Annotated in this window: 23 protein-coding genes; 6 read left to right on the top strand and 17 right to left on the bottom strand. The window is 68.6% G+C overall.

All coding sequences use genetic code 11. The features are described 5' to 3' along the window. Positions 1-11: 11 nt before the first annotated feature. From RBR11_RS08140 to RBR11_RS08115, 6 genes are read right to left on the bottom strand one after another with little or no spacing between them, the layout of a single operon-like run. On the bottom strand, positions 12-956 hold the full coding sequence (locus tag RBR11_RS08140; protein ID WP_308488830.1) for a sugar phosphate isomerase/epimerase family protein: 945 nt from the start codon (positions 954-956) through the stop codon (positions 12-14). Between the two features lie 20 nt (positions 957-976). After that, the gene (locus RBR11_RS08135) at positions 977-1,804 is read right to left on the bottom strand and encodes a carbohydrate ABC transporter permease (protein WP_308488829.1); all 828 of its coding nucleotides are present in this window, start codon (positions 1,802-1,804) and stop codon (positions 977-979) included. Then, a complete protein-coding gene (locus RBR11_RS08130) occupies positions 1,801-2,760 on the bottom strand; it encodes a carbohydrate ABC transporter permease (protein WP_308488828.1) in 960 nt (319 codons plus the stop codon). Before RBR11_RS08130 ends, RBR11_RS08135 begins: the two co-directional genes overlap by 4 nt. Before the next feature lie 6 nt (positions 2,761-2,766). Continuing rightward, positions 2,767-4,086 carry a sugar ABC transporter substrate-binding protein gene (locus RBR11_RS08125; protein WP_308488827.1) on the bottom strand — a complete coding sequence of 440 codons (1,320 nt, stop codon included), beginning with the start codon at positions 4,084-4,086 and terminating at the stop codon, positions 2,767-2,769. 46 nt (positions 4,087-4,132) lie between these two features. Further along, a complete protein-coding gene (locus RBR11_RS08120; RefSeq protein ID WP_308488826.1) occupies positions 4,133-5,617 on the bottom strand; it encodes a GMC oxidoreductase in 1,485 nt (494 codons plus the stop codon). Between the two features lie 41 nt (positions 5,618-5,658). Beyond that, positions 5,659-6,768, bottom strand: coding sequence for a Gfo/Idh/MocA family protein (locus RBR11_RS08115; protein ID WP_308488825.1), 1,110 nt, complete (start codon positions 6,766-6,768; stop codon positions 5,659-5,661). A gap of 115 nt (positions 6,769-6,883) precedes the next feature. Here RBR11_RS08115 and RBR11_RS08110 point away from each other — a divergent pair, with 115 nt between their 5' ends. Beyond that, a complete protein-coding gene (locus tag RBR11_RS08110) occupies positions 6,884-8,086 on the top strand; it encodes an ROK family transcriptional regulator (RefSeq protein WP_308488824.1) in 1,203 nt (400 codons plus the stop codon). A 34-nt stretch (positions 8,087-8,120) separates the two neighbouring features. On the opposite strand, the gene RBR11_RS08105 is transcribed toward RBR11_RS08110, so the two are convergent. From RBR11_RS08105 to RBR11_RS08085, 5 genes are all read right to left on the bottom strand, one after another. Beyond that, a complete protein-coding gene (locus tag RBR11_RS08105) occupies positions 8,121-9,266 on the bottom strand; it encodes a PfkB family carbohydrate kinase (RefSeq protein WP_308488823.1) in 1,146 nt (381 codons plus the stop codon). Then, positions 9,251-10,648 carry a glycoside hydrolase family 32 protein gene (locus RBR11_RS08100; protein WP_308488822.1) on the bottom strand — a complete coding sequence of 466 codons (1,398 nt, stop codon included), beginning with the start codon at positions 10,646-10,648 and terminating at the stop codon, positions 9,251-9,253. Before RBR11_RS08100 ends, RBR11_RS08105 begins: the two co-directional genes overlap by 16 nt. A gap of 139 nt (positions 10,649-10,787) precedes the next feature. After that, entirely contained in the window at positions 10,788-11,690 is a 903-nt protein-coding gene (locus RBR11_RS08095; RefSeq protein ID WP_373889781.1) for a carbohydrate ABC transporter permease, read from the bottom strand. Then, positions 11,687-12,598 carry a carbohydrate ABC transporter permease gene (locus RBR11_RS08090; RefSeq protein WP_373889780.1) on the bottom strand — a complete coding sequence of 304 codons (912 nt, stop codon included), beginning with the start codon at positions 12,596-12,598 and terminating at the stop codon, positions 11,687-11,689. Before RBR11_RS08090 ends, RBR11_RS08095 begins: the two co-directional genes overlap by 4 nt. A gap of 87 nt (positions 12,599-12,685) precedes the next feature. Beyond that, positions 12,686-13,966 (bottom strand): ABC transporter substrate-binding protein, encoded by a 1,281-nt coding sequence (locus tag RBR11_RS08085; RefSeq protein ID WP_308488821.1) that lies wholly within the window; start codon positions 13,964-13,966, stop codon positions 12,686-12,688. 224 nt (positions 13,967-14,190) lie between these two features. On the opposite strand from RBR11_RS08085, the gene RBR11_RS08080 reads away from it, so the two are divergent. Further along, positions 14,191-15,207, top strand: a complete 1,017-nt coding sequence (locus RBR11_RS08080) for a LacI family DNA-binding transcriptional regulator (RefSeq protein WP_308488820.1) — start codon at positions 14,191-14,193, stop codon at positions 15,205-15,207. A gap of 75 nt (positions 15,208-15,282) precedes the next feature. On the opposite strand, the gene RBR11_RS08075 is transcribed toward RBR11_RS08080, so the two are convergent. Genes RBR11_RS08075 through RBR11_RS08060 form a run of 4 tightly spaced genes read right to left on the bottom strand, consistent with a single transcriptional unit; the run spans position 15,283 to position 19,014 of the window. Beyond that, complete coding sequence (locus tag RBR11_RS08075) at positions 15,283-16,275, bottom strand: epimerase (RefSeq protein ID WP_308488819.1); 993 nt, start codon at positions 16,273-16,275, stop codon at positions 15,283-15,285. After that, positions 16,272-16,661 carry a PLD nuclease N-terminal domain-containing protein gene (locus RBR11_RS08070; protein WP_308488818.1) on the bottom strand — a complete coding sequence of 130 codons (390 nt, stop codon included), beginning with the start codon at positions 16,659-16,661 and terminating at the stop codon, positions 16,272-16,274. Before RBR11_RS08070 ends, RBR11_RS08075 begins: the two co-directional genes overlap by 4 nt. Before the next feature lie 38 nt (positions 16,662-16,699). Then, positions 16,700-17,629, bottom strand: coding sequence for an aldo/keto reductase (locus RBR11_RS08065; RefSeq protein ID WP_308488817.1), 930 nt, complete (start codon positions 17,627-17,629; stop codon positions 16,700-16,702). Next, complete coding sequence (locus RBR11_RS08060; RefSeq protein ID WP_308488816.1) at positions 17,626-19,014, bottom strand: DUF2252 domain-containing protein; 1,389 nt, start codon at positions 19,012-19,014, stop codon at positions 17,626-17,628. The genes RBR11_RS08065 and RBR11_RS08060 overlap by 4 nt, the downstream gene beginning before the upstream one ends. A 70-nt stretch (positions 19,015-19,084) precedes the next feature. Here RBR11_RS08060 and RBR11_RS08055 point away from each other — a divergent pair, with 70 nt between their 5' ends. From RBR11_RS08055 to RBR11_RS08045, 3 genes are all read left to right on the top strand, one after another. After that, positions 19,085-19,498 carry a nuclear transport factor 2 family protein gene (locus RBR11_RS08055; protein ID WP_308488815.1) on the top strand — a complete coding sequence of 138 codons (414 nt, stop codon included), beginning with the start codon at positions 19,085-19,087 and terminating at the stop codon, positions 19,496-19,498. 145 nt (positions 19,499-19,643) lie between these two features. Beyond that, a complete protein-coding gene (locus RBR11_RS08050) occupies positions 19,644-20,027 on the top strand; it encodes a VOC family protein (protein WP_308488814.1) in 384 nt (127 codons plus the stop codon). Between the two features lie 28 nt (positions 20,028-20,055). Then, positions 20,056-20,490: an SRPBCC family protein gene (locus tag RBR11_RS08045; protein WP_308488813.1), complete on the top strand. Its 435-nt coding sequence runs from the start codon at positions 20,056-20,058 to the stop codon at positions 20,488-20,490. 90 nt (positions 20,491-20,580) lie between these two features. On the opposite strand, the gene RBR11_RS08040 is transcribed toward RBR11_RS08045, so the two are convergent. Next, positions 20,581-20,784 (bottom strand): DUF6458 family protein, encoded by a 204-nt coding sequence (locus RBR11_RS08040; RefSeq protein WP_308488812.1) that lies wholly within the window; start codon positions 20,782-20,784, stop codon positions 20,581-20,583. A gap of 384 nt (positions 20,785-21,168) precedes the next feature. Between RBR11_RS08040 and RBR11_RS08035 the strand changes: the two genes are divergently transcribed. Then, a complete protein-coding gene (locus RBR11_RS08035; RefSeq protein WP_308488811.1) occupies positions 21,169-22,572 on the top strand; it encodes an MFS transporter in 1,404 nt (467 codons plus the stop codon). A 110-nt stretch (positions 22,573-22,682) separates the two neighbouring features. Here the strand turns inward: RBR11_RS08035 and nrdF are convergent, their stop codons facing one another. Further along, on the bottom strand, positions 22,683-23,660 hold the full coding sequence (nrdF, locus tag RBR11_RS08030; protein ID WP_308488810.1) for a class 1b ribonucleoside-diphosphate reductase subunit beta: 978 nt from the start codon (positions 23,658-23,660) through the stop codon (positions 22,683-22,685). Between the last annotated feature and the right edge of the window lie 10 nt (positions 23,661-23,670).

Raw genomic sequence — 23,670 nt, 5'->3', positions numbered from 1 at the left:
GTCTCGTCCTCTCAGGCGGTGATGTCGGCGACCCAGCGCGCCGTGTGCTGCGCGCTCTGCACGGGGTCCATGCTCGCGCGGTCCACCTCGATGATGATCCATCCGCCGAAGTCGTCCGGCAGCGCGGAGAGCGTGTCGACGAGGTCGATCTGCCCGAGCCCCGGCTCCTTGTACAGCCCGAGGTCGGTCGCGCGCTCGTAGCCGAGGCCCTCCTCGCGGCTGCGTCGTGCGAGGTCCAGGTCGAGGTCCTTGAGGTGCAGGTCCTGCACTCGCCCGGCCCAGTCGGTGATGGCCTGCTTGGCGCTGATGCCGGCCCATTCCAGGTGGCCGATGTCGAACGCGGCGCCGAGACGGGATGCGTCGATCGCGTTCAGGACGTGCTCGTACTCGTGCTGTGTCTCGATCCAGGTCCCGACGTGGTTGTGCAATCCGGGCTTCACACCCTCCGCGTTGAGCACGTCGACGGCCTCGTCGATGAGGTCGGTGAGCTCGTCCAGCCGGTCCTGGGAGAAGTCGTGGCCCACCGCCGGCCGCTGCCAGCGGATCCCGTCCTGATTCACCTCGGCGGCGAGGAAGATGCGCGACAGCCCGAAGTAGTTCGACTCCTCGGCCTTGCGGCGCACCCCGTCGAACCAGTGGATCCGCTCGAACGTCCCGCGCTCCAGCCGGCCTCCGTGCTCGCTCGCGAGCGGCACCTGCACGTAGCCGGGGGCGAGGGCGAGCCCCGCGTCTGCGATCATCGCGGCGTAGTTCTGCAGGGTCTGCGTGTCGAGCACCTCGAGCATGGTCGCGTCGAATCCTGCCCGGCGGATCTCGCGGAGCACTCCCGGGTACTCCGCGACGAACGAGGGATCGGCGAAGCGCCACAGGCTCGCGCTGTCGAGGTCGCCGGGATCCTCCTTGACGTTGATCCACTGGATGGCGTTGAGGGCGAACGCGAAGTCTTTCACCGGCATGGCGGCGTCCTTTCGACGGGTCACTTCAGTCCGGTGGCGGCGACGCCCTGGATGAAGTACTTCTGCAGGAAGAGGAACAGGATGAGAATCGGCAGCAGCACGACCATGGCGCCGGCCAGCAGCATGCCGAACGCGATGGTGTTGGACGCCTGGGACGCGACCGCGAGTCCGACGGGCGCCGTGTAGACGTCCTGCGACTGCGCGACCACGAGCGGCCAGAGGAAGTTGTTCCAGGACGACAGGAACGACAGGATGCCGACGGTCGCGAGCCCCGGCCCGGTCAGCGGCAGGAAGACCCGGAAGAAGATCCGCGCCTCCCCCGCGCCGTCCAGGCGCGCCGCTTCGAGCAGTTCGAACGGCACACCGTGCGCGAACTGGCGCATGATGAACACGCTGAGCGGCATCACGAGCAGCGGCAGCGCGATCGCGAGGAGCGTGTTCACGAGACCCAGCTGCACGACGATGACGAACTGCGGCACGAACAGAGCGACGTAGGGCACGATCATCGAAACGATCACGAGCGGGAAGATCACGGCCCGGCCGCGGAAGCGCAGCTTCGCGAGCGCATAGCCCGCCATCGCGCTGAACAGGACGTTGCATACCACGACGATCGCCGAGACGACGATGCTGTTGACCATGTAGCCGCCGAACCCGCCGTTCATGAACAGGCCGACGTAGTTCTGCACCTGGAACGAACGCGGGAACCAGGCTCCCGGATCCGAGAAGAACTCGGCCTGCGTCTTGAACGATCCGAAGAACACCCAGACGAACGGGAGCAGCATCAGGACCGTGATCACCGCGAGAGCGACGTAGGTCAACGTGGAGCGGAGGGGGGTCGTCTTGTTCAATGCTTCGGCCTCAGCATTCGGAACTGGATGAAGGCGACGATGCCGACGAGGATCAGCAGGATCACGGATCCGGCCATCGACGAGGCGATGTTGCCGAAACCGAACTGCTGATAGACCCACAGCGCCATCGGCGTGGTCGATCCGAGCGGACCGCCCTTGGTGAGCAGGAACGGCTCCTCGAAGATGTTCAGGAACGACACCGTCATCAGCACCGTGACGAGGAGCGTCGTGGGTCGCAGCAGGGGCAGCGTGATCGACCAGAGCCGGCGCATCGTGGAGGCCCCATCCGTCGCGGCGGCCTCGTAGATCTCCTCTGAGACGGCCTGGAGACCGGCGAGGAACAGGATCATGCAGGTTCCGGCGTTGCGCCAGACCCCCATCATCACCACGGTCACGATCGCCCACTCCGGCTTGCCCAGCCAGTTCACGACCGGGACGCCCAGGTTCGAGAAGGCGCTGTTGACCGGACCGGAGATCGAGAAGGCGTACTGCCAGATCACGGCGGCCGCCACGATGTTCGTGATCACCGGCACGTACACGGCCGCACGGAAGAAGGTGCGCAGCCGCCGGATGCCGTTGTTCAGCATGAGCGCGAGAGCGAACCCGAGCCCCATGCTGAGCGGCACGCACAGCACCACGAACATCACCGTGTTCCCGAACGCGCCCTGGAACGCCGAGGATCCCAGGACCTTGCCGTAGGCCTCGAACCCGGTGAAGTTGACGTTGAACGGATCGCGGATGTCGCGGGCCGTCATGTCGGTGAGGCTCGCGCCGACCGCCAGGGCCGTGGGTACGGCGGTGAAGACGGCGAAGATCAGCAGGAACGGGATCAGGAAGATCCATCCGGTGGCCGCCTCCGCGCGGGAACCCTCATGCACGGAGGCGGCCCGGGTGGTGCCCCGGGGGCGTCGCGAGGACGCCCCCAGGGTGAGCAGAGCGCGCGTGGCGGTCGACATCGGCGACTACTTCCCGCCCAGCCCGATCGACTCCGCCTGCTGCTGCGCGGCATCGAGCGCGTCCTTGGCCGAGACCCCGCCGCGCACGACCCGTTCCATCTGCTTGCCGATCACGTCGCCGACCTGCGACCAGGTCGGGACGTTGGGCTGCGCCACGCCGTTGTCGAGCGCGGAGCGGACGGTCTCCAGCATCGGGTCGCCCTTCATCGCCGAGTCGTCCCAGGCGGCCTTGAGCGCCGGCATGTTGCCGAAGATCTGGTACCACTTCACCTGCTGCGCGGAGGCGGACATCCAGCGTACGAACTTCCAGGACGCGTCCTTGTTCTTGGCGTCCTTGGGCACGAGCCAGCTGCCTCCGCCCGTCGTCGCGCCCTTGCCTCCGTTCGGGCCGGTGGGGTTCTGCCCGAAGGCGAGGTGGTCCTTCGCCCAGTCGGCGCCGTTGGCGTCGTTGAACCAGGCCTTGAACCACGGTCCGCCATCCACGATGGCGGCGTTCTTGCCCTGCGAGGACCACGGCACCGTGTCCAGGAACTGCGGGCCGTCCGGCGACGACAGACCGCTCTTGATGAGACCGGCCCAGTAGTCGAGCGCCGCGACGTTCTTCGGGTCGTTCAGGGTCCACTTCGTGCGGTCCTTGTTCAGGAAGGCACCGCCGTTCTGCACGGCCATGACCTGCAGCTGTCCCGCGCTGTACTTGTCGTAGTTGACGGCGAGCGCGAACGGGAACTCGGACCCCGCGGCCTTGAGCTTCTCGCCGAATGCCTTCTGCTCGTCCCAGGTCTTCGGAGCGGCGGTGACCCCCGCCTTCTGCGCGAGGTCGCTGCGGTAGATGAGCATGTTCGCGTAGGTGTACCACGGCACGCCGTACTGCACGTCCTTCACGATCGAGTTGTTCCAGATCGCCGGGAAGAAGTCGTCCTTCTTCGCCAGGCCGTCCGGCACGGCGTCGAATCCGCCGGTGTTCAGCAGGGCGGGCTGATCCTCGGTATAGGCGAACAGCAGGTCCGGCACGGTGCCGGCGGTGATCGCGGCCGTCATCTTCGACGCGAACTGGTCCGAGGGGATCTTGGTCAGCTTGATGTCGACGTCGGGGTTGGACTTCTTGAACTCGGCGATCATGTCCGGCAGCTTGTCGCCGTCGGCGCCTTCGGCCCAGAGCTGGACCGTGCCCTTCGCCGGCTTGTCGTCGATCGCGGCGCCGGTGCCGCTGCTGGGCGAACCGGTGTCGCTGCTGCGTCCGCAACCGGTCAGCAGCAGGGCGCCGGCGGTGAGGACGGCGGTGCCGAGCAGCATTGCTCGACGCGACCGTCGGGTGGTGAGGTGCATCGCATTCTCCTCTGTATCGGGGTGGGGGGTCGGGTTCGGGTGATACTCAGAGGGCGGCCGCGACGGCGCGGGCGATCCGCACCGAGAGCGTCGCCCCGGTCAGGGTGGCGTTGCAGGTCAGGGCCGTCGGGACGACGCCGTTCCCGGCGAGGTAGAGGTTCTCGAAGCCCCAGACCCGGCCGTCGGTGTCGACGACGCTGGTGCCGTCGTCCTCGGCTCCCATGCGGACCGTGCCGGTGTAGTGCAGCGAGGCGCCGGGCGGCAGGATCTCCGAGTCGCCGTCGGGGAACACCCCGACGGCGTTCGCGGCGGCGCGCTGCACGTCCATCGTGCGGCGGATCACCGCCATGTCCTTCTCCGAGTAGGAGAAATGCACGGTCATGTGGGGCATGCCGACGGCATCGGTGGTTTCGTCGGAGAACTCGATCCGGTTCTCCGGACGGATCTCGGTCGCGCAGTACCAGCCGACACCGAGGATGTGCTTCCCGTCGACCTCGCGCTCCATGAGCTGGCCGTGGGCGGGGCGCTCGGCGCCGATCGACGGGCTCCAGTACGAGCCGATGAACGGCTCCCCGGCGGGCGGGACGGGAATGTCCGCGTCGGTCAGCCCCAGACGGGCGGCGTCGATCTCCACATCGCCGTCGATCGACGCGTGCTCGTTCAGCCGCACGCCGAGCGCCTCGGGGCGGATGCCGGACGCCCAGAGCAGCTGCGGCGTCCGCAGCGCGTCGCCCGCGATCAGCACGACGCGGCCGCGGAACTCCTCCTCGGCACCGGTCGCGAGATCGCGGCCGACGAGGCCGGTCACGCGCCCTCCGTCGTGCTCGATCCGGGTGATCAGCACCCCGGAGCGCAGTGTCAGATTGGGCTCGCTCCCGTCGAACAGGGCGGGCGCAATGTCGCGGGGACCGGTGCGCGCGAACGGACGGTCCGTGTGCGTCACCCCGGCCATGGGCATGTACCCGAACCGCCGCTCGGGGTCGGGGCTGGGCACGGCCGCGCGGATCGCGGCGAAGATCGGCTCGGTGAACGGGTTCTCCACGAGTCTGCCCTCGGTGGTGCGCAGCAGCGCGCGGGCGGTCTCGAGGTCCTCGTCCCACTCCGCGCGCGGGAGGAACGCCGGGATCTCCTCGGCATAGGGCCACGGCGTCGCCGCCGTCCAGTGCACGCCCATGCCGCCGATGTTCCATGCGAGGGACGCACCGGGGAACGAAGCGAAGTTGTGCCCGAAGAAGGCGGCGGGGAAGATCCCGGTCGCGCCCGGGTTCCAGGTGTCCCCCGCGATCTCGTTCATCGACGCGGCACCCTTGACATACTCGATCTGGCGGGCGCGCCGCATGAGGTCCTCGTATGAGGCGTTCATCGCATTCTCGTCCACCTCCACGAGGTGCTCCCCGGCGATGCCGGTGATGGCGGGGCCGGCCTCGACGACGAGGATCCGGGCGTCCGGGTCCTGCTCGTGCACCCGCCGGGCGACGATCGCGCCGTTCGGGCCGGATCCGACGATCACGAGATCGAAGTCGACTGTCATGCTGTCTTCCTGTTCGAGAGGTGGTGCGGCGGGCGGATTGGTCAGGGCCGGCTTTCGGCGACGTCGACCCAGCGCTGCTCGCCGGCGGCCATGAGGACCGCCTCGGTGAGCCGGACCGCGCGCACGCCGTCGTCGAAGGTCGGCAGGCCGTCGGGGGCGTCCCCTGCGATCGCTGCGTAGGCGTCGGCCACGAACGCGTTGAACGCGTCCTGATAGCCCTGGGCGTGGCCGACGGGCAGGCGGGAGAACCGGGCGACGCCGGGGTGCGCGGCCTGCGGGTCGCGGAACAGCTGGCGATTGCCCTCCCGGGCGCCGATCCAGAGCTCTTCGGGACGCTCCTGGTCGAAGCGGATACTCTCCGCCGACCCGTGCAGTTCCAGGGTGAGCGCATTCTTGCGCCCGGCGGCCATCTGCGACACGAGCAGGGTGCCAAGCGCACCGGAGGACATCTCGACGAGGATCGCGACCGCGTCCTCGTTGCCGACCGGGTGGCCGCCGCGCTCGTCGTACACCCGGCGGCTGCGGGCGGTGAGCCGCACGATGCGCTCCCCGGCCACGAACTCGAGCAGGTCGCACAGGTGCGAGCCGATGTCGGCGAAGGCCCGGGAGGGGCCGCCGCCGTCCGAGGTCGCGCGCCAGTCGTCATCCGTGGGAAGGAGCATCCAGTCCTGCAGATAGCCGCAGTCGACGGTGAGCAGCGCGCCCAGTTCGCCGGCCTGAACGCGGGCCCTGGCTTCCCGGACCATCGGGTGGTAGCGGTAGACGAACGGCACGGCTGCCACCGCACTGCGCAGGTGTGCCGCCTCTGCGAGCCCGACCGCATCGACCAGCGCGGTGGCGAGCGGCTTCTCGCAGATGACGTGCTTGCCCGCCTCGAGCGCCCGCAGCGCCAGGGACGCGTGGGTCGCGTTCGGCGTGCAGATGTGCACGACCGCGACATCGCTCGCGAGGAGCTCCTCGACAGTGCCGGACCCGGTGACGCCGAGCTCCGCGGCGGCCGCGGCGGCGCGCTCCGGGGTCGAGCTGGCGAGTCCGGCGAGGACCGCACCAGCGGCCCGGGCGGCGCGGGTGTGCGCCTGCGCCATGAAGCCTCCGCCGAGGAACCCGGCGCGGATCGTTCCGACGTCGACCTGGGTGACATCCGTTGTCATGTCGTCGATTCTGACACAGGTCGACACTCTTTTGTCAAGCAACAGACAAAAGATATGCACCTCCCGTCGAATGTTGGTGAGTAGTTCCGCGGATCCGGTGTGGTTTACTGACGCTATGAACGACCCCGACCGGCTGAACGGCGGCGCGTCGCCGGGCGCGGGCGACATCCTGCAGCTGCTCCTGGACGGCCGCGCCCGCACGAAGGCCGACCTGGTGCACCTCACCGGGCTGGCGCGGTCGACCGTGTCCGCCCGGGTCGACGCGCTTCTCGCCTCCGGCCTGGTCACGCCCGCGGGCGAAGGGGTCTCCACGGGCGGCCGCCCCCCCTCGCGCGTCGCGTTCAATGCGCGCGTCGGCGTCGTCCTCGGCGTGGACCTGGGCGCGTCGCATGCGACGGTCGCCGTCTCGGATCTCGCGGGGCGGATCCTGGAGAGCACGACCCGCACCCTCAGCATCGCCGATGGCCCCACCACCGTCCTCGACCTGGTGATCTCGGACGGCCAGGAGCTCATGGCTCGCGAGTCGATCCGCTCCCAGCGGCTGCTCGGCGTCGGTATCGGCGTGCCCGGGCCGGTGGAGCACTCGACCGGGCGCCCGTACAACCCCCCGATCATGCCGGGCTGGGACCGCTTCGACGTGCCGGAATACGTGCAGCGCACCTTCGACGTGCCTGTCCTCGTGGACAACGACGTGAACGTGCTCGCCCTCGGCGAGCACGCCGTGGGCTTCCCCGACGTCGGCGACCTCGTGTTCGTGAAGGTCGCGACGGGCATCGGCGCCGGCATCATCGCGGGCGGTCAGTTGCAGCGCGGCGCACAGGGCTCGGCCGGCGATATGGGACACGTCAAGGTGCCCTACTCCCCGGAGTCGCCGCACGCCCCGGGTGAGGACCGCGACCTCGAGGACCTCGCCAGCGGCACCGCGATCGCCGCGGCGCTGCGCGCGCACGGACTCGACGCGCGCAGCAGCTCGGACGTCGTGGAGCTCGTGCGCAGCGGCAACGCGCTCGCGATCGAGGCCACCCGGCAGGCCGGGCGCGATGTCGGCGAAGTCCTGGCGACCGTCGTGAATCTGCTGAATCCGTCCGTGATCGTGCTCGGCGGGAGCATCGCCCGCGCCGGGGAGCACCTGCTCGCGGGGGTGCGCGAAGTCGTCTACCGGCGCTCCATCCCGCTCGCGACTCAGCACCTCGCGATCGTGCAGACCCAGGCCGGCGAGCGTGCCGCCGTGCTCGGCGCGGCGATCATGGTCGCCCGGGACGTGCTCTCCACGGCCAACGTCGACGCCTACATCGCCCGCGCCGCGGTGCGCGCCTGACGGCCTCAATCCGACGCTCTGTATCAGACCGGTCTCAGCGCCGGACGATGTCCTGCACCGCGCCCTCGATCTCGGGGAAGCGGAAGACGTAGCCGGCGTCGAGGAGCACCTGCGGGGCGACCCAGCGGCTCTTCAGCACGAGCTCGGTCTCGGTGCCCAGCACGAGCATCGCGGGCTCCAGCATGAACCGCCAGGCGGGGATGCCGAAGGGCGCGTGCACGGCGCGGCGCAGCGTGCGCATGAGCTCGCGGTTCGGTACGGCGTGCAGTCCGATCAGCCGCGCAGCAGCGTGAGCTCGCCCCGCCACGGCGGGTTCGCGCCCGGGCGTGAGACGGTGATCCCCGCACTCTCCTGAGCGATCCGCAGCGCTCCCTCCCAGCCCATCGAGGGCGCCCGGCCGGGCGGCAACCTCGCGAGCGCACCCGTTCACCGTCAGCGCGGCGAGAAGGCCGGACATGAAGGCGTCACCCGCCCCGACGGTGTCTGCGACGACGACGGTTCGGCCCGGCAGCTCGATGAGCTCGGATCCGATCAGCGCGAGGCAGCCGCGCGCGCCGCGGGTGATCACCGCAATACGCGCCCCGAGTCCCGCGAACCGCCGAAGCACGTCTTCGAGGGGCTCCCCGGGGTAGAGCCAGAACGCGTCCTCATCGCTGAGTTTCACCACGTGGCAGAGCGCGGCGATGCCCTCGGTATGCGCGACCGCGTCGGCACGCGTGCCCAGCAGCGCAGGACGGATGTTGGGGTCGAAGCTCACCAGGGTGCCCTCTGGCACGTCGGCGAGCGCCGCAGCGACCGCGGTCGCGCCGGGCTCGAGGTAGACGCCGATGGATCCGACGTGCACGAGATCGACGCCGTCGGCTGTTGCCGCCGCGACGTCCCAGTGCACGTCGAACACGTAGCGTGCGGCGCCCGCGCCGTCGACCGTAACGGTCGCGGTGGATGTGGGCAGGTCGTCGACCGACCCGGGGGCGAGAGTCACACCCGCGCGGGACAGATGGTCCGCGAGCAGGCGGCCGTAGTCGTCCCGGCCGATCCGGGTGCGCAGCTCGACCTCGGTTCCGAGCCTCGCGAGGCCAACGGCGACGTTCACCGGGGAGCCACCGGGGTGCGGATCCCCGGCGATCACGTCGACCAGCGCCTCGCCGATCACGAGCGCGCAGGTCACGATTGCGACCACAGGTCGACGACCTCGAGCCGCTCCGCGACCGCTCCGCCCGCAGCGCGGACGGTGAGGCGGCGGCCGTCTCCGAACGCGACGAGGTCGGTGATCGAGCGTGTGCCGGATCCGTCGAACACCTCGATCGAGCCGGTGTCGACCACGATCGTGAGGTCTATGGCCTCCGCGTCGCCCGCGAGCGGAGCGGATTCCACGCTGCCGCCCGGCCTGACGAAGCTGCCCGCCCCGCTGCGGTGCACGGAGATGCTCTCCGCATCGCAGCGGACCGTGGCCTGGCCGTCGGCTCCGGCGACCTCGAGGTGCAGGGCGGCGCCCGGTGCGCCGCCGAGACGCACGCCGGCCCGGATGCGCGCCACGGGAGGGAGCTCGGCGGCAGGGTCGACAGCCGCGCCCTCGCGCAGGATCGGGTCGGCGCACAGCTGCGGACGCCCGTCCACGGTCGCCAGGCTCAGCCGTCGGGCCAGGGTCATCGCGCCCCGCCACGGCGACGTCTCCGCCGGGGTCAGGCGGGCATAGTCCCAGTTGCCCATCCAGGCGATGAAGGTGCGCTCCTCCTGCGGCAGACCGTTGAAGGTCACGCCGGCGTAGCAGTCGCTTCCGAAGTCGACCCAGTCGACGTCGGTCAGCGTGTCCGAGACCGGACGCTCGGGCGTGAACGTGACCCCGTCGAAGTCACCGACGACGTACTGGGTGCCGGAGCCACCGGCGATCCCGCCGGGGTTGAGGCTGATCACCATCACCCAGCGCACGTCGTCCGGGTCTCCATCCAGGGAGAGCGGGAACAGGTCGGGGCACTCCCACTCGCCGCCGACCGCCCCCGCCGGGCCGTAGGCCGACAGGAACGACCACGAGCGCAGGTCGTCCGACCGGTACAGCATCACCTGGCGGTCGCCGGCCTCGACCGCGACCATCACCCAGTACGCGCCCGCCGGCCCCTCGTAGCGGAAGACCTTGGGGTCGCGGAATGCGAGCGATCCGCGGTCGAGCACGGGGTTGCCGGCGTACTTGGTCCAGGTCATCCCGTCGTCCACGCTGTAGGCGAGGGCCTGGCTCTGGATCGAGGTCTGCGCGTCGACCGAGGTGTAGACGGCCACGAGGGCGGTCTCGCCCTCCGCGGCGAACCCGCTCGTGCCCTCGTTGTCCACGACGACCGATCCCGAGAAGATCTGCTCGTTCTCGTCGGCCGGGATCGCGACAGGATGCTCCTGCCACCGCACGAGGTCGCGGCTGGTGGCGTGGCCCCAGCTCATGTTGGCGTGGACCGGGCCGTGCGGGTTGTACTGGAAGAACAAGTGATACCGCCCCTCGTGGAAGACGAGCCCGTTCGGGTCGTTCATCCAGTTGCGCGCCGGGGTGAAGTGAATGAGGGGTCGCTCGATCATCGGCGGTGAACTCTCCTTGCTGAGTTGGTGGGTCAGTTCCGGCAGCGGGCGACGGGCGATGGCTCGCCGCCGCCTGCGAGGAACCCGAGGCAGGCACCGGACCGGGCGTGGGAGCGTGTGCGGGGACGCGACGCGGTCGTCACCCCTTCACGCCCGACGAGGCGATCGAGTTCACGAACGACCGCTGGAAGGCGATGAACAGGGCAAGCACCGGGATCGTGATCAGGCTGGCGTAGGCCATGATCTGCCCCCACGACACCTTCCCGAGCTGATGGAAGTACCCCATGCCCACCATCACCGGACGCACGGATTCGCTCTGGGTCACCATGAGCGGCCACAGATACTGATTCCAGGCGGGGAGGAAGGTGAGGATCGCAACCGTGGCGATCGCGGGGCCTGCGAGAGGCATGACGATCGAGCGGTAGATGCGGAACCAGCCTGCGCCGTCCACCCTGGCCGCTTCGTCGAGCTCCTTCGGGATCGAGTCGAAATAGGTGTAGAAGAGGTAGATCGAGAACGCGTTGGCGATGAACGGCACGATCTGCACCGCGTAGGTGTCGAGCCATCCCTGCGATCCGTCGATGTAGGGCAGCTGATTGACCTCCCAGAGCATCGGCAGCGCCATCACTTCGAAGGGCACGATCAGGGTGGCCAGCACCACGGCGAGCAGGATGCGCCGACCGGGCAGCTGCATCCGCGCGAGCACGAAGGCCGCCATCGAGTTGATGATGAGACCGAGCCCGACCGTGACGACGGAGATGAGGATCGAGTTCATCATGAACTGCCAGAACGGGACCCGGTCGAACACGCCGGTGTAGTTGTCGAGCGTCAGGCTCCCGACCGGGAGGAAGGCCTGCGGGCCGCCGAGATCGGAGAAGATCTGCAGGTCGGGCTTGAAGCTCGACACGATCATGAAGACGAGCGGCAGCCCGAACACGAGTGCGAGCAGGATCTTGCAGACCAGCAGTACGATCCGGGTACCCCGGCCCTTCCTCCGGTCGGGCGAAGCGGTCCGCCCCGTGACGATGGCTTCGGTGGTCATCGACGTGCCTCCTTGTCGCGAGTCAGGAAGGTCTGGATGATGGTGACGACCAGCACCAGGACGAAGAACACCAGCGAGATCGCCGACGCGTAGCCGGTCTGCTGCTGCTGGAAACCGGATCGCACGGCCTGGAAGACGAGAGTGGTCGTCGAGTTGAGCGGGCCGCCCTGGGTCATCACATTGATCTGCGTGAACAGACCGAACGCGGCGATCGTGATGGTGATCAGGATGAACGTGCGCGTCGCGCGCAGCCCCGGCCACGTGACGTTCGCGAACTTCTGCCACGGGCTCGCTCCGTCGAGAGACGCGGCCTCGTAGAGCTCGGCGGGGATCGTCTGGAGCCCGGAGAGCCAGATGATCATGTGGAACCCCATCGCCTGCCACGCCGACATGACGATGATCGCGATCAGCGACCAGTGCGGGTCACCGAGCCAGTCCGGACCGGAGATCCCGACTTTCGCGAGCAGCACGTTGATCAGGCCGTCCTTCTGGTACATGAACAGCCAGAGCATCGACACGACGACCATCGACGTGACGACCGGCAGGAAGTACACGGTGCGGAAGAACGTCGTGCCCCGGGCCCTGCGGTTCACGAGCAGTGCGAGCACGAGCGCCAGCCCCGACTGCAGCGGCACGATGACGATCGTGAACACGATGGTGTTGCGCAGCGACGCCCAGAAGGTGTCGTCTGTGAAGAGGTTGGCGAAGTTGTCGAGTCCGATGAACTGGGGCGGATCCGGCGAGACGAGCCGCGTGTTCGTGAACGCGAGCCAGAACGTGAGCAGGACGGGGACGATGAGGAAGGTCAGGATGAGGACACCGGCCGGGACGAACATGGCCACGGCCATGGCCTTCTCCCGCCCCTGCCCCCGCACCCTGTGATGCGCGATCGATGTCTGCGTGGTCACGGGAATACTCCTTTGTATCTGAGGACCAGCGGTGCCTGTCGGAGTTGAGGAAGACGGGGCCGGCCGATCGGCCGGCCCCGGGGACGCTCACTGGAAGTAGTTGTTCTGCTTCTGGTTCGCGTCGATGTCCTTGACCGCCTGGTCGAGGGTCTGCTTCGGGTCCGCGCCGTTGATGATGTCCTGCGCGGCCTTGCCGAAGGTCGTGGCGATGAACGGGTAGCCGGGCGTCACCGGCCGCAGCACGGCGTAGTTCTTCGAGTACTGCCGGAAGATGTCGTTCCCGCCGCCGGCCGCGTAGCCCGGCACCTTGGCCGCAGCGGCCTCGGTGGTCGGAATCGTCTTGGTGGCCTTGGCCATCAGCGCGATGTTGTCGTCGGACGCCAGGTACTTCAGGAACGCGGCCGCTCCGTCCGGGTTGGAGCAGCTCTTGGACATGCCCCACTGCCATGAGGCGCCGCCCACCTTCGGGCCCTTGCCGAGGTCCACCGACGGCAGGAACAGGGCGTCATCGCCGAACTTGTCACGGGCCGGCTGCGCCGCCCAGCTTCCCGAGTAGACGATGCCGGTCTTGCCGTTCACGAAGTCGGCGACGGGGTCGGCACCCGACTTCGCCGACACGTATCCCTTGGCGACGAGCCCGTGGAACCAGTTCGCCCAGGCGACCGCCGCCGGGCCGTTCAGCGCACCGTCCGCCGTCTTGTAGTCCGAGCGGTTGATCAGGTCACCGCCGAAGCTCTGCAGGAAGGGCGAGTAGGCGTAGGGCCACCACTCCCCGGTCTGCCCCGTGCCGAGATCGCCCGCCTGCTCGAACTTGCCGCTCGCCTTGAGCTTGGCGAGGGCGGCCTCGTACTCCGCTGCGGTCCAGGGCTGCTGGATCGTCGGGACCCGGATCCCGTTCTCGTCGAGCACGCTCTTGCGCGCGATCATGACGAGGGAGACATCGTAGAGACCGAAGGAGTAGATCTTGTCCTTGAACTTCCCGACGGTCGACGGCAGGAACTTCGAAAGCGTGTCATCCATGCCGCTGATCGGCGCGAGGTAGCCGGCCCAGGCCCAGTTCGGAACGTTGGGGCCATCGATGTCCATGATGCAGGGCAGCTTCTTGGACGCCGCAGCCGCGGTGACCGACTGGTTGTACGAATCCTGCGGGAAGGCCTGGACCTTCACCTTGACCTTGCTCTGGCTCTGGTTGAAGGAGTCGACGACCTGGTTGACCGCCTTGAGCTCATCCGGGTTTCCGGCGTTATGCGTCCAGAGGGTGACGGATCCGTCAGAGTTGCTCGACGATCCGCCCTTCGCGCATCCGGCGAGTCCGAGGAGTGCGCCGACCGTCGCGACGGCGACCGCGACTTTGAAAGCTTTGCTCATCATTGAGATTCTCGTTTCTGTGGGGGAAGGTTCGTTGCAGATTTGGAATGGGTCGGGCTTCTTGGGCCCCTCACCCGGTGCCCGCGGTATCGATCACGACAAGGGGATGTTGAACCGATTTATCAGAAGGTAACACCGGCCCTACCCGCCCCGCAAGAAGAAAGATAAACTGATTCATCATGTTCTCGATCCGTTAGATTGATGAAGGACGAGAGGGAGGCAGCATGGGTGCGACGCGGAGACCGACGCTCGCGGACGTCGCGCGCCTGTCCGGCATGTCCAAGACCGCCGTCAGCCTCATCCTCAACGACCGCCCATCCCGCCTTTCCACCGAAGCTGTCGAGCGCGTCCGCCAGGCGGCGGCGCAACTCGACTACAAGCCCAATCTCGCCGCGCAGAGCCTGCGATCCGGAAAGACTCGCTCGATCGGCTTCATCTCCGACCGGGTCACGATCACCCGACTCGCCACGCCGATGCTGAGCGGCACGCTGCGCGCGGCGAAGGAGCTGGATCACACGGTCCTGATCGCGGAGACCGGCGACGACGTGTCGGAGCTCGCGGATGCGTTCCGGGAGATGATCGACCGCCGGGTCGACGGCGTGATCGTGGGCCTCCTGGCCGCCCGCCTGGTGGACGTGCCGCCGGCACCCCCGAGCTTTCCCGTCGTCATCGTCAACGGACGCACCCCCGACGATCTGCCGAGCGTCCTCCCCGACGAGTATGCGGCAGGGCGCGCGATGGCCAGCGTCCTGCTGGACGCGGGCCACACCCGCGTCGGCTTCATCGGAGACATCCCGCACATCGCATCGGATCCCCGGCGCTCGGTGACGATCGCCGACCGGCTCGCCGGGATCCGCGACGCGTTCGCAGCGCGGGGATTGACGCCCGTCGAGGTGATCGTGCCGGACTGGACCCCCGAGTACGGCTTCATGGAGACGCCGAGGATGCTCGACGAGCACCCCGATCTGACGGCGCTCATCGCCGCCACGGACGCCGTCGCGTTCGGGGTGTACCAGGCGCTCGCGGAACGCGGGCTGCGGGTGCCCGGCGACATCTCGGTCGTCTCCTTCGACGACGAGGAGCTCGGAGCCCTCCTGCGCCCCGGGCTCACCACCGCGCGGCTCCCCTACGAGCAGATGGCCCGACTGGGCGTCGAGATGCTGCTCGGAGTGCGGGAGCTCGCACACGAGACGCTGCCCGTCCCGGTGATCGCGCGCGACTCCGTCCGCGCACTCCGGTAGCGCCGGCTTCCGCCCATGCCCGTTACCCCCTGCGGCTCCGTGCGCACGCTGGTCTGAGATGCCTATCAGACCGGCTCAGCGACGGACGATGTCCTGCACCGCGCCCTCGATCTCGGGGAAGCGGAAGACGTAGCCGGCGTCGAGGAGCACCTGCGGGGCGACCCAGCGGCTCTTCAGCACGAGCTCGGTCTCTGTGCCCAGCACGAGCATCGCGGGCTCCAGCATGAACCGCCAGGCGGGGATGCCGAAGGGCGCGTGCACGGCGCGGCGCAGCGTGCGCATGAGCTCGCGGTTCGGCACGGCGTGCGGCGATGCCATGTTCACCGGGCCGGCGATCTCGTCGTGGTCGCGGAGGAACCGGATCGCCTGCACGAAATCCTGCTCGTGCATCCAGCTGAACATCTGCCGTCCGTGCGATCGCACGTAGCCGGGCGCCGCCGGCTCGGTCGGGTGCGTGCCGATGCCCCGGTAGCGGCGGTGCGGGAACCACCAGCCGTCGAGCTGCGGGCCGCCCGCGCCGAGCCGGGCGAGACGCAGCAGCATGGTCATGACCGGTGCGGTCCGGCCGAGCACGAGCGAGGTGCGCAGGGCGATCCGGCGCGTGCCGGGCAGATCGCCGGCGAACAGCGCCGCCTCCCACTCCCGTGTCACGTCGGGCGAGAACCCGGTGTCGATCGAGTCGTCCTGCTCGGTCTGGGCGCGGTCGAGGGCGTAGCGGTACGCGGTCGCGGAACTGCCGTTCATCCACACCCGCGGCGGGTGCTCGGCGGCGGCGATCGCGTCGTGCAGCGCCCGGGTGGTCCCGACGCGGGAGCGCAGGATCTCGTCGCGGTTGCGGTCGGTGTAGCGGCAGTCCACCCGGCGGCCGGCGAGCCCGATCACGAGGTCGACGCCGTCCACGAGGCGGAGGATCCCCGCCGGGTCGTCCCAGCCGGCGTCGGCGCCGGAGCGGCCGATCGTGCGCACGTCGTAGCCGTCGACGCGCAGCGCGTCGCGGATCGCCGTGCCGAGGTAGCCGCTGCCGCCGCCGATGACGGCGCGCGGCGCGTTGCCGGACGGGGCGGTCATTCCGCGTCCGCCCCGCCCTGGCCGGATCCGTCCTGCTCCTTCTTCTTGCGCTTCTCGATCTCGGCGCGCAGCCGCCACTCCTCGATCTCGCGGTCGAGGTCGGCGATCTGCTGCTCGGTCGAACGGGTATCGGCCGGAGCGGACCGCGACGGCGCGGTGGGGCGGGCCCGGCGCTCGCGCGCGGGCCGCGGCAGCCGCACGCCCTCGCCGGAGTACTCCCGCCCGACGAGGAACCAGATCAGGGATCCGGCCAGCGGGACGAGGATCACGAGGATGATCCAGACGATCTTCGGCAGGTGCTTCACCTGGTCGTCTCGTCGCGTGATGATGTCGATGAGCGCACCGATGACCAGCGCGAGCAACAGGATCGAGAACAGGACGGCCATGCCGACAGCCTGCCAGATCCCCCCGGTCCCGGGGTCGCTCAGGGCAGCGTGTGCCCGGCGGCGCGGAACAGCTCGTACCACTCGGGCCGGCTGAGCACGACGTCGGATCCCTCGGCCGCGTCGCGCAGCCGCGACGGGGTGGTGGTGCCGAGCACGACCTGCATGCCCGCGGGGTGGCGGGTGATCCACGCGGTGGCGATGCCCGTCGGGGTGACGCCGTGCACGGCGGCGATCCGACGGAGCGCGGCGTTCAGCCCGGGGTAGTCCGGGTGGTCCAGGAAGACCCCGTCGAAGAAGCGGGCCTGGTACGGCGACCAGGCCTGCACCGTGATGCCCTGGATCCGGCAGTACTCGAGCACCCCTCCCCCGTCGCGGACGATGCTCTGGTCGAGGCCCGCCATGTTCGAGGCGATCGGCTGGGAGATGATCGGCGCGTGCGTGATCGAGAGCTGCAACTGGTTCGCGACGATCGGCTGCCGCACCGCGGTCTTGAGCAGGTCGATCTGCCGCGGCGTGTGGTTCGAGACGCCGAATGCGCGCACCTTGCCCGCGGCCTCGAGATCGTCGAAGGCGCGGGCGACCTCCTCCGGCTCCACGAGCGCGTCGGGGCGGTGCAGCAGCAGCACGTCGATCCGGTCGGTGCGCAGGGCCCGGAGGGATCCCTCCACCTGTCCGACGATGTGCTCGTAGGAGAAGTCGAACATGCCGTACTCCGGCACGATCCCGCATTTGGTCTGCAGCACGATCTCGTCGCGCTCCGCCGGGGACAGCGCGAGCGCCTCTGCGAACCGGTTCTCGCAGGCGTGCATGGCGGTGCCGTAGATGTCGGCGTGGTCGAAGAAGTCGACGCCGCTGGTCCGGGCCTGCGTGTAGAGCTCGCGGATCTGGGCGTCCGTGCGATCCTCGATGCGCATCATCCCGGCGACGACGGCCGGGGCTGCGCCCTCGCCGAATCGGACCTGCTTCATGCCGTGCTCTCCTTCTTTCGCTTGGTCTTGTTCCGCTGCGCCTGCGCGACGAACGCGCGGTAGTCCTCCGCGGCGAGGTCGGCGTAGGCGTTCGCCCAGCCGACCAGCACCTCGGCGAGCCGGCGCCCCTTGCCGACGTAACCGGAGACGGCCGTCGCGGCGGGGGCCTGCGCGTGCGCGCGGGCGAGCGTGATCGCGCAGGCGATCGCATATTCACGATAGCCCTCGTCCTCGATGACGTCGGTGTCGATGGATCCCTTCATGTCGTGGAACTGCCGCACGTAGTAGTCCTGCTCCGTACCGCGGATGTGCCCGAGGAACGGATCCGAGAAGGCCTGCAGCACCCGCTGCATCCCGACGACCCTGGCGCCCTCGCCGCGCGCCTCGATGAGCTGCTGCAGGTCGGCGGGCTGGTCGATGCCGCCGTATTCGGCGAGCACGCTCCGCGCCGCCTCCTTGACCTGCAGGATCATCGGCTCCGCGTCGGGCGTGCCGAGCACCGCGAGATAGCAGCGCGTCCCCACGCTGCCGACGCCGACCACACGGCGGGCGACGTCGCGCACCCGGTACTGCCGCAGGAGCAGCTGCACGTCGACGTTGGCCGACTCCGCGTACTGCCGGAACGCCCGGTCGCTGATCGACCGGATGTCCGGATCCGCGTGCGTCATCACCGGGGGCTGCTCGACGAACCGGAGGTGCCCGTCGGCGCCCTTCACGGTGAGCCGCCGCGCGGCGCGCTTGCCCGTGCGCTTCTCGGCGGCCGCGATCGCGGTCTGCAGATCCTGCCGGGAGTCGGCGTCGAGCCCCTCCAGGCGGGTGCTCGCATCGAAGTGCGCGAAGTAGCGCTGCAGCGGATCCGCGTCGATCGCCGCGCGCAGCGCCCGGGCGTAGGCGATCACGCCCGACCGCGCCGCCTGGTCGGCGACGGCGGATCCGCGGGCCTCCCGCGCGCCGATCACGATGCTCGCGACGAGCCGCTTCAGGTCCCACTCCCAGGGTGCCCAGGCGGCCTCGTCGAAATCGTTGAGGTCGAACAGCAGCGTGCGCTGCGGCGAGGCGAAGAAGCCGAAGTTCCCGATGTGCGCGTCGCCGCAGGACGGCACGAGGATCCCGGTGTTCGGCTCCCGTGCGAAGTCGGCGGCCATCAGCGCCGCGGTGCCGCGGTAGAACGCGAACGGGCTGGCCGCCATCCGCTCGGTGCGCAGCGGGATCAGGTCCGCGAGCCGGGAGCGATTCTGCCGGTCCAGGATCCCGAGCGGATCCCGCCCCTTCGTCGTGATCTCGGCGAGCGCGGCGCGCGGCGTGCGGGCGCGGGCGGTACGCCCGGCGTCGAGCCCTTCGGCGCGGGTGAGCGCCGGTGTCCCGATGACGTTGGTTTCGACCATGCCTCATTGTGCCGCGGAGGGCGGACATCGGCCTGTAGCGGTCTGCGTCCTCCGGGAGAAGAATGACGCCATGAGCGACCGCGAGGAGTTCCTGGCCTGGTTCGACACCACCTGGCGCGCCGCGGAGGACGCCCTCCATGGCGGCGACGCCGCTCCCCGCCTCGAGACGTGGTCGACCAGGGAGCCGGTCAGTCTGCTCGGGCTCTGGTACGAGGCGTTCGGTGCGGACGAGGCCCGCGACGTCTTCCGGGCCTTGGGCGGCACGTTCTCCGACGTGGCATCCACCCGGATCGAGCTCCTGGTGGCGGACGTACGCGGCGACTTCGCCTACACGGTGCACCGGGAGCTGACGTCCGTCGGCGTCGACGGCACGCCGCGCGAGTATGCGCTGCGGGTGACGCAGGTGTACCGCCGCGAAGACGGCGCATGGAAGGTCGTGCACCGGCACGCCGACCGCGGCACCATCGCGATCGACGACATGTGAGCGGCGCGGACCGGTCCGACGGACGGAGCGGCGCACCCCGCCCTGGCATCACACCGTGTCGCAGTGCGCCGGCCGGAATGTCGGTGCCCCGGCGTAGCGTCGTCCCTGGTGGGAGAGATGCTTCCGCCGCGGAGGAGCGTGGAGCATGGACTGGAAGATCGAACTCATCTTCGTGCCGGTGACGGACGTCGATCGCGCGAAGGAGTTCTACGAGCGGATCGGCTTCCACGCCGACCACGATCGGACGCCCATGGAGGGCCTGCGCTTCGTGCAGATGACCCCGCCCGGATCCGCGTGCTCGATCGCGTTCGGCACGGGCCTCGGCCACACCGAGATCCAGCCCGGTCAGCAGAACACGATCCAGGTCGTCGTCCCCGACGCGGACGAGGCCCTCGCGCACCTGCGTGACGCGGGCGCAGAGGCCGAGGGCGTCGACGAGCTGGCCTGGGGCCGCTTCGTCACGTTCGACGACCCCGACGGCAACACCTGGACCCTGCAGCAGCTGCCGGACTACAGCGCGCGGGTCTGACCCGGAGCGCGGCGAAGGAGGCGCGGAGATGACGTCGGAGGATCATGTCGCGACCGCGGAGGTCGAGATCGCAGCACCGGCGGAGAAGGTCTGGGCGGCGCTCACGGATCCGGCCCGATCGCCGGAGCTGTGGTTCGGCGCCGAGGTGCACACCGACTGGGCGCTCGGGTCCCCGATCACGTGGAGCGGCGAATGGGAGGGCAGGCGCTACCAGGACAGGGGCGAGATCCTCGCGTTCGAACCGGATCGGCTGCTCCGGTTGACGCACTTCAGCCCGCTCAGCGGAGAACCGGACCTTCCGGAGAACCATCACACCCTCGCGTTCACCCTGTCCGGCGACGATGCGACCACACACGTCGTCATGACCCAGGACAACAACCCGAGCGAAGAGGCGGCTCTGCACTCGTCGGGCATGTGGAGTCAGCTGCTGCAGACCCTGAAACAGGTCGTCGAGGCCTCCTGAGCCAGAACATGACGCACGAGAGGAGCCCGGATCCGCGGACGCCTGCGGATCCGGGCTCTTCTCAGCTCCGGCCGATCCTGGTCCCGGGTCTCAGAGCAGGTCCTCCTCGCTCTGCGCATTCGGGTGCCGACGGCGCGAGAGCAGCAGGATCAGGCTGAGGAGGAAGACCACTCCTCCGGCGATCATCAGGATGTAGCCGACGAGGTGGACGTCGATCCATGTCACGGTGACGCGCAGCGCGAACTCGAGGATCGCGCCGACGACGAACAGTACGATGCCAACTCCCATGCCCATGAGGGGTGCCTCCGTTCGGTAGCCGGATGTCGTGCAGGATCACCATCTCCCGGTCGCCGTCGAAGCGGTAGGGGCTTGACAGGACGAGAAGTGTCGTGTTGTCCAGGCCTCCCGCCTCGGGCCCTAGCAGCCCGATCCACAGGGAACGCGCTCGATGGCGGTTCCGGATTATGGAATACATTCCCGCTCGATGGACGGCCTTCGGCATCCTCGACCCTCAATGCCAGCCAACGGCACCCTGTTTTGGTATACCTATTATTTCATTCTGCGGATTTTGATTTCCTTATTGCGGAAGTTTCTCGACTCCGGTTACAGTTCTCGAACGCCCTCCGCACCGGGGCGTCCAGACTCAACTCGACGTCGAGCAAGAGAGGTCTCCGCATCATGTCGTCCGTCCCTTCCCCCGATCCCGCACCTTCCCCCTCCCACAACGCCGCCGCCACGATTCCCCAGACGGGGACGATCGTCCCCCGCGCCGGGAAGATCGGCTGGGTCCGCTGGTCCATCGGCTTCCTGCTGTTCTTCGCCGTGCTCATCAACTACATCGACCGCAGCTCGATGTCGGTCGCCGAGCATGACATGCGCCTGGAGTTCGGCCTGACCGAGGGCCAGATCGGCATCATCCTGGGCAGCTTCGGCTGGTCCTACGCCCTCATGCAGATCCCCATGGGCATGCTGCTGGACAAGATCGGCATCAAGTGGGTGATGCGTGCCGCGACGACGCTGTGGGCGATCTCCTGCTTCCTCACCGCCATGATCAGCGGCATGGGCCTGCTCCTCGTCGCCCGCCTGATCCTGGGCCTCGCCGAGGCGCCGATCTTCCCTGGCGCCATGAAGGTCACGAGCTACTGGTTCCCGCGCTCGGAGCGAGGGCTGGCCACCGTGATCTTCGACAGCGGTCAGCGCCTGTCCAACGTGATCGGCTTCCCGATCGTCGGCGCCGCGGTGGCCGTCTTCGGATGGCGCGGCGCATTCATCACCATCGGCGCGCTCAGCCTCATCTACACGGCGGTCTTCTTCTTCCGCTACCGCGACCCCAAGGAGATGAATCGCCGGGGCAAGCTGAGCGACGCGGAGCTGGACCACATCCTCTCCGGAGGCGCCCAGCACGAGGACGCGCCGAGGCCGAACCCGCTCGCCAACATCGGCTACATCCTTCGCCAGCGCAAGGTGTGGGGCATGTCGCTCGGCCTGGGATGCGCCGGCTACGTGCAGTGGATGCTGCTCACCTGGCTGCCGGGCTTCCTGCAGTCCCAGATGCACATGGACGTCGCCAAGTCCGGTCTCTTCACCGCGATCCCGTGGCTGTTCGCCGTGATCGTCCAGTACTTGCTGCCGGGTTTCTGGCTGGATCGCCTGATCCGCAACGGCAAGTCCAGCACGACCGTCCGCCGGGTGTTCATCGTGAGCGGCATGCTGCTGGCGACCACGATCGTCGGAACCGCGTTCACGCAGGACCTCTTCTGGTCGCTGGTGTGGATCACACTGGGCACGACCGGCATCACCATCGCGTTCAGCGTGACCAACTCCCTCCCCGCCCTGATCGCCCCGGAGGGAGCGGTGGGTGCCACCGGAGCCGTCATGAACACCGTGAACAACATCATCGGCACGACCGCTCCGATCGTCACCGGGTTCATCGTGCAGCTGACCGGAAGCTTCGCCTGGGCGTTCCTCGTCGCCGGCATCATGCTGGTGGTGGGTCTCTTCTTCTACATCGTCGTGCTCGGCCGGATCGAGCAGATCCCGACCGCCGCGGAACGAGCCGAAGCGGTCGGCGTGAAGGCCTGAGGCCGGCATCCTCGCTCGAAGCGGGGAGAACGAAAGAGGCCCGGATCCGCGAAATCTCGCGGATCCGCGCCTCTCATCAGCCCTTTCGGGCAGCCAGCCGAGTCAGGGACTCAGAAGTCCCAGTCCTCGTCCTCGGTGGCCTCGGCCTTGCCGATGACGTACGAGGATCCGGATCCCGAGAAGAAGTCGTGGTTCTCGTCCGCGTTGGGCGAGAGCGCCGACAGGATCGCCGGGTTCACGTTCGTCACGGTCGACGGGAACATCGCCTCGTAGCCGAGGTTCATCAGCGCCTTGTTCGCGTTGTAGTGCAGGAAGCGCTTGACGTCCTCGGTGAGGCCGACCTCGTCGTACAGATCCTGGGTGTACTGCACCTCGTTGTCGTAGAGCTCGTACAGCAGCGAGAACGTGTAGTCCATCAGCTCGTCCTTCTTGGCCTGATCGAGCGTCTCGAGGCCCCGCTGGTACTTGTAGCCGATGTAGTACCCGTGCACGGCCTCGTCGCGGATGATGAGGCGGATGAGGTCGGCCGTGTTGGTGAGCTTCGCCCGGCTCGACCAGTGCATCGGCAGGTAGAAGCCCGAGTAGAACAGGAAGCTCTCCAGCAGGGTCGACGCGACCTTGCGCTTGAGCGGCTCGTCGCCCCGGTAGTAGTCCATGACGATCTGAGCCTTCTTCTGAAGGTTCGGGTTCTCCACGGACCAGCGGAATGCCTCGTCGATCTCCTTCGTCGAGCACAGCGTCGAGAAGATCGACGAGTAGCTCTTCGCGTGCACCGACTCCATGAACGCGATGTTCGTGTAGACGGCCTCCTCGTGCGGGGTGATCGCGTCGGGGATGAGCGACACGGCGCCCACGGTGCCCTGGATGGTGTCCAGCAGGGTGAGGCCGGTGAACACGCGCATAGTGAGGGTCTGCTCCTCGGCGGTGAGCGTGTTCCACGACTGGATGTCGTTCGACAGCGGCACCTTCTCGGGCAGCCAGAAGTTGTTCACCAGGCGGTTCCAGACCTCGAGGTCCTTGTCGTCCTGGATGCGGTTCCAGTTGATCGCCTGCACGCGGTCGACGAGCTTGAGCGGTTCGGGTGTCATGTCTCTTCCT

It is taken from the genome of Microbacterium capsulatum (assembly GCF_030865425.1).
Lineage (GTDB): Bacteria > Actinomycetota > Actinomycetes > Actinomycetales > Microbacteriaceae > Microbacterium > Microbacterium capsulatum.
Note: the sequence above shows the minus strand (reverse complement) of the source record. Positions and strands in the feature narration are given on the sequence as shown.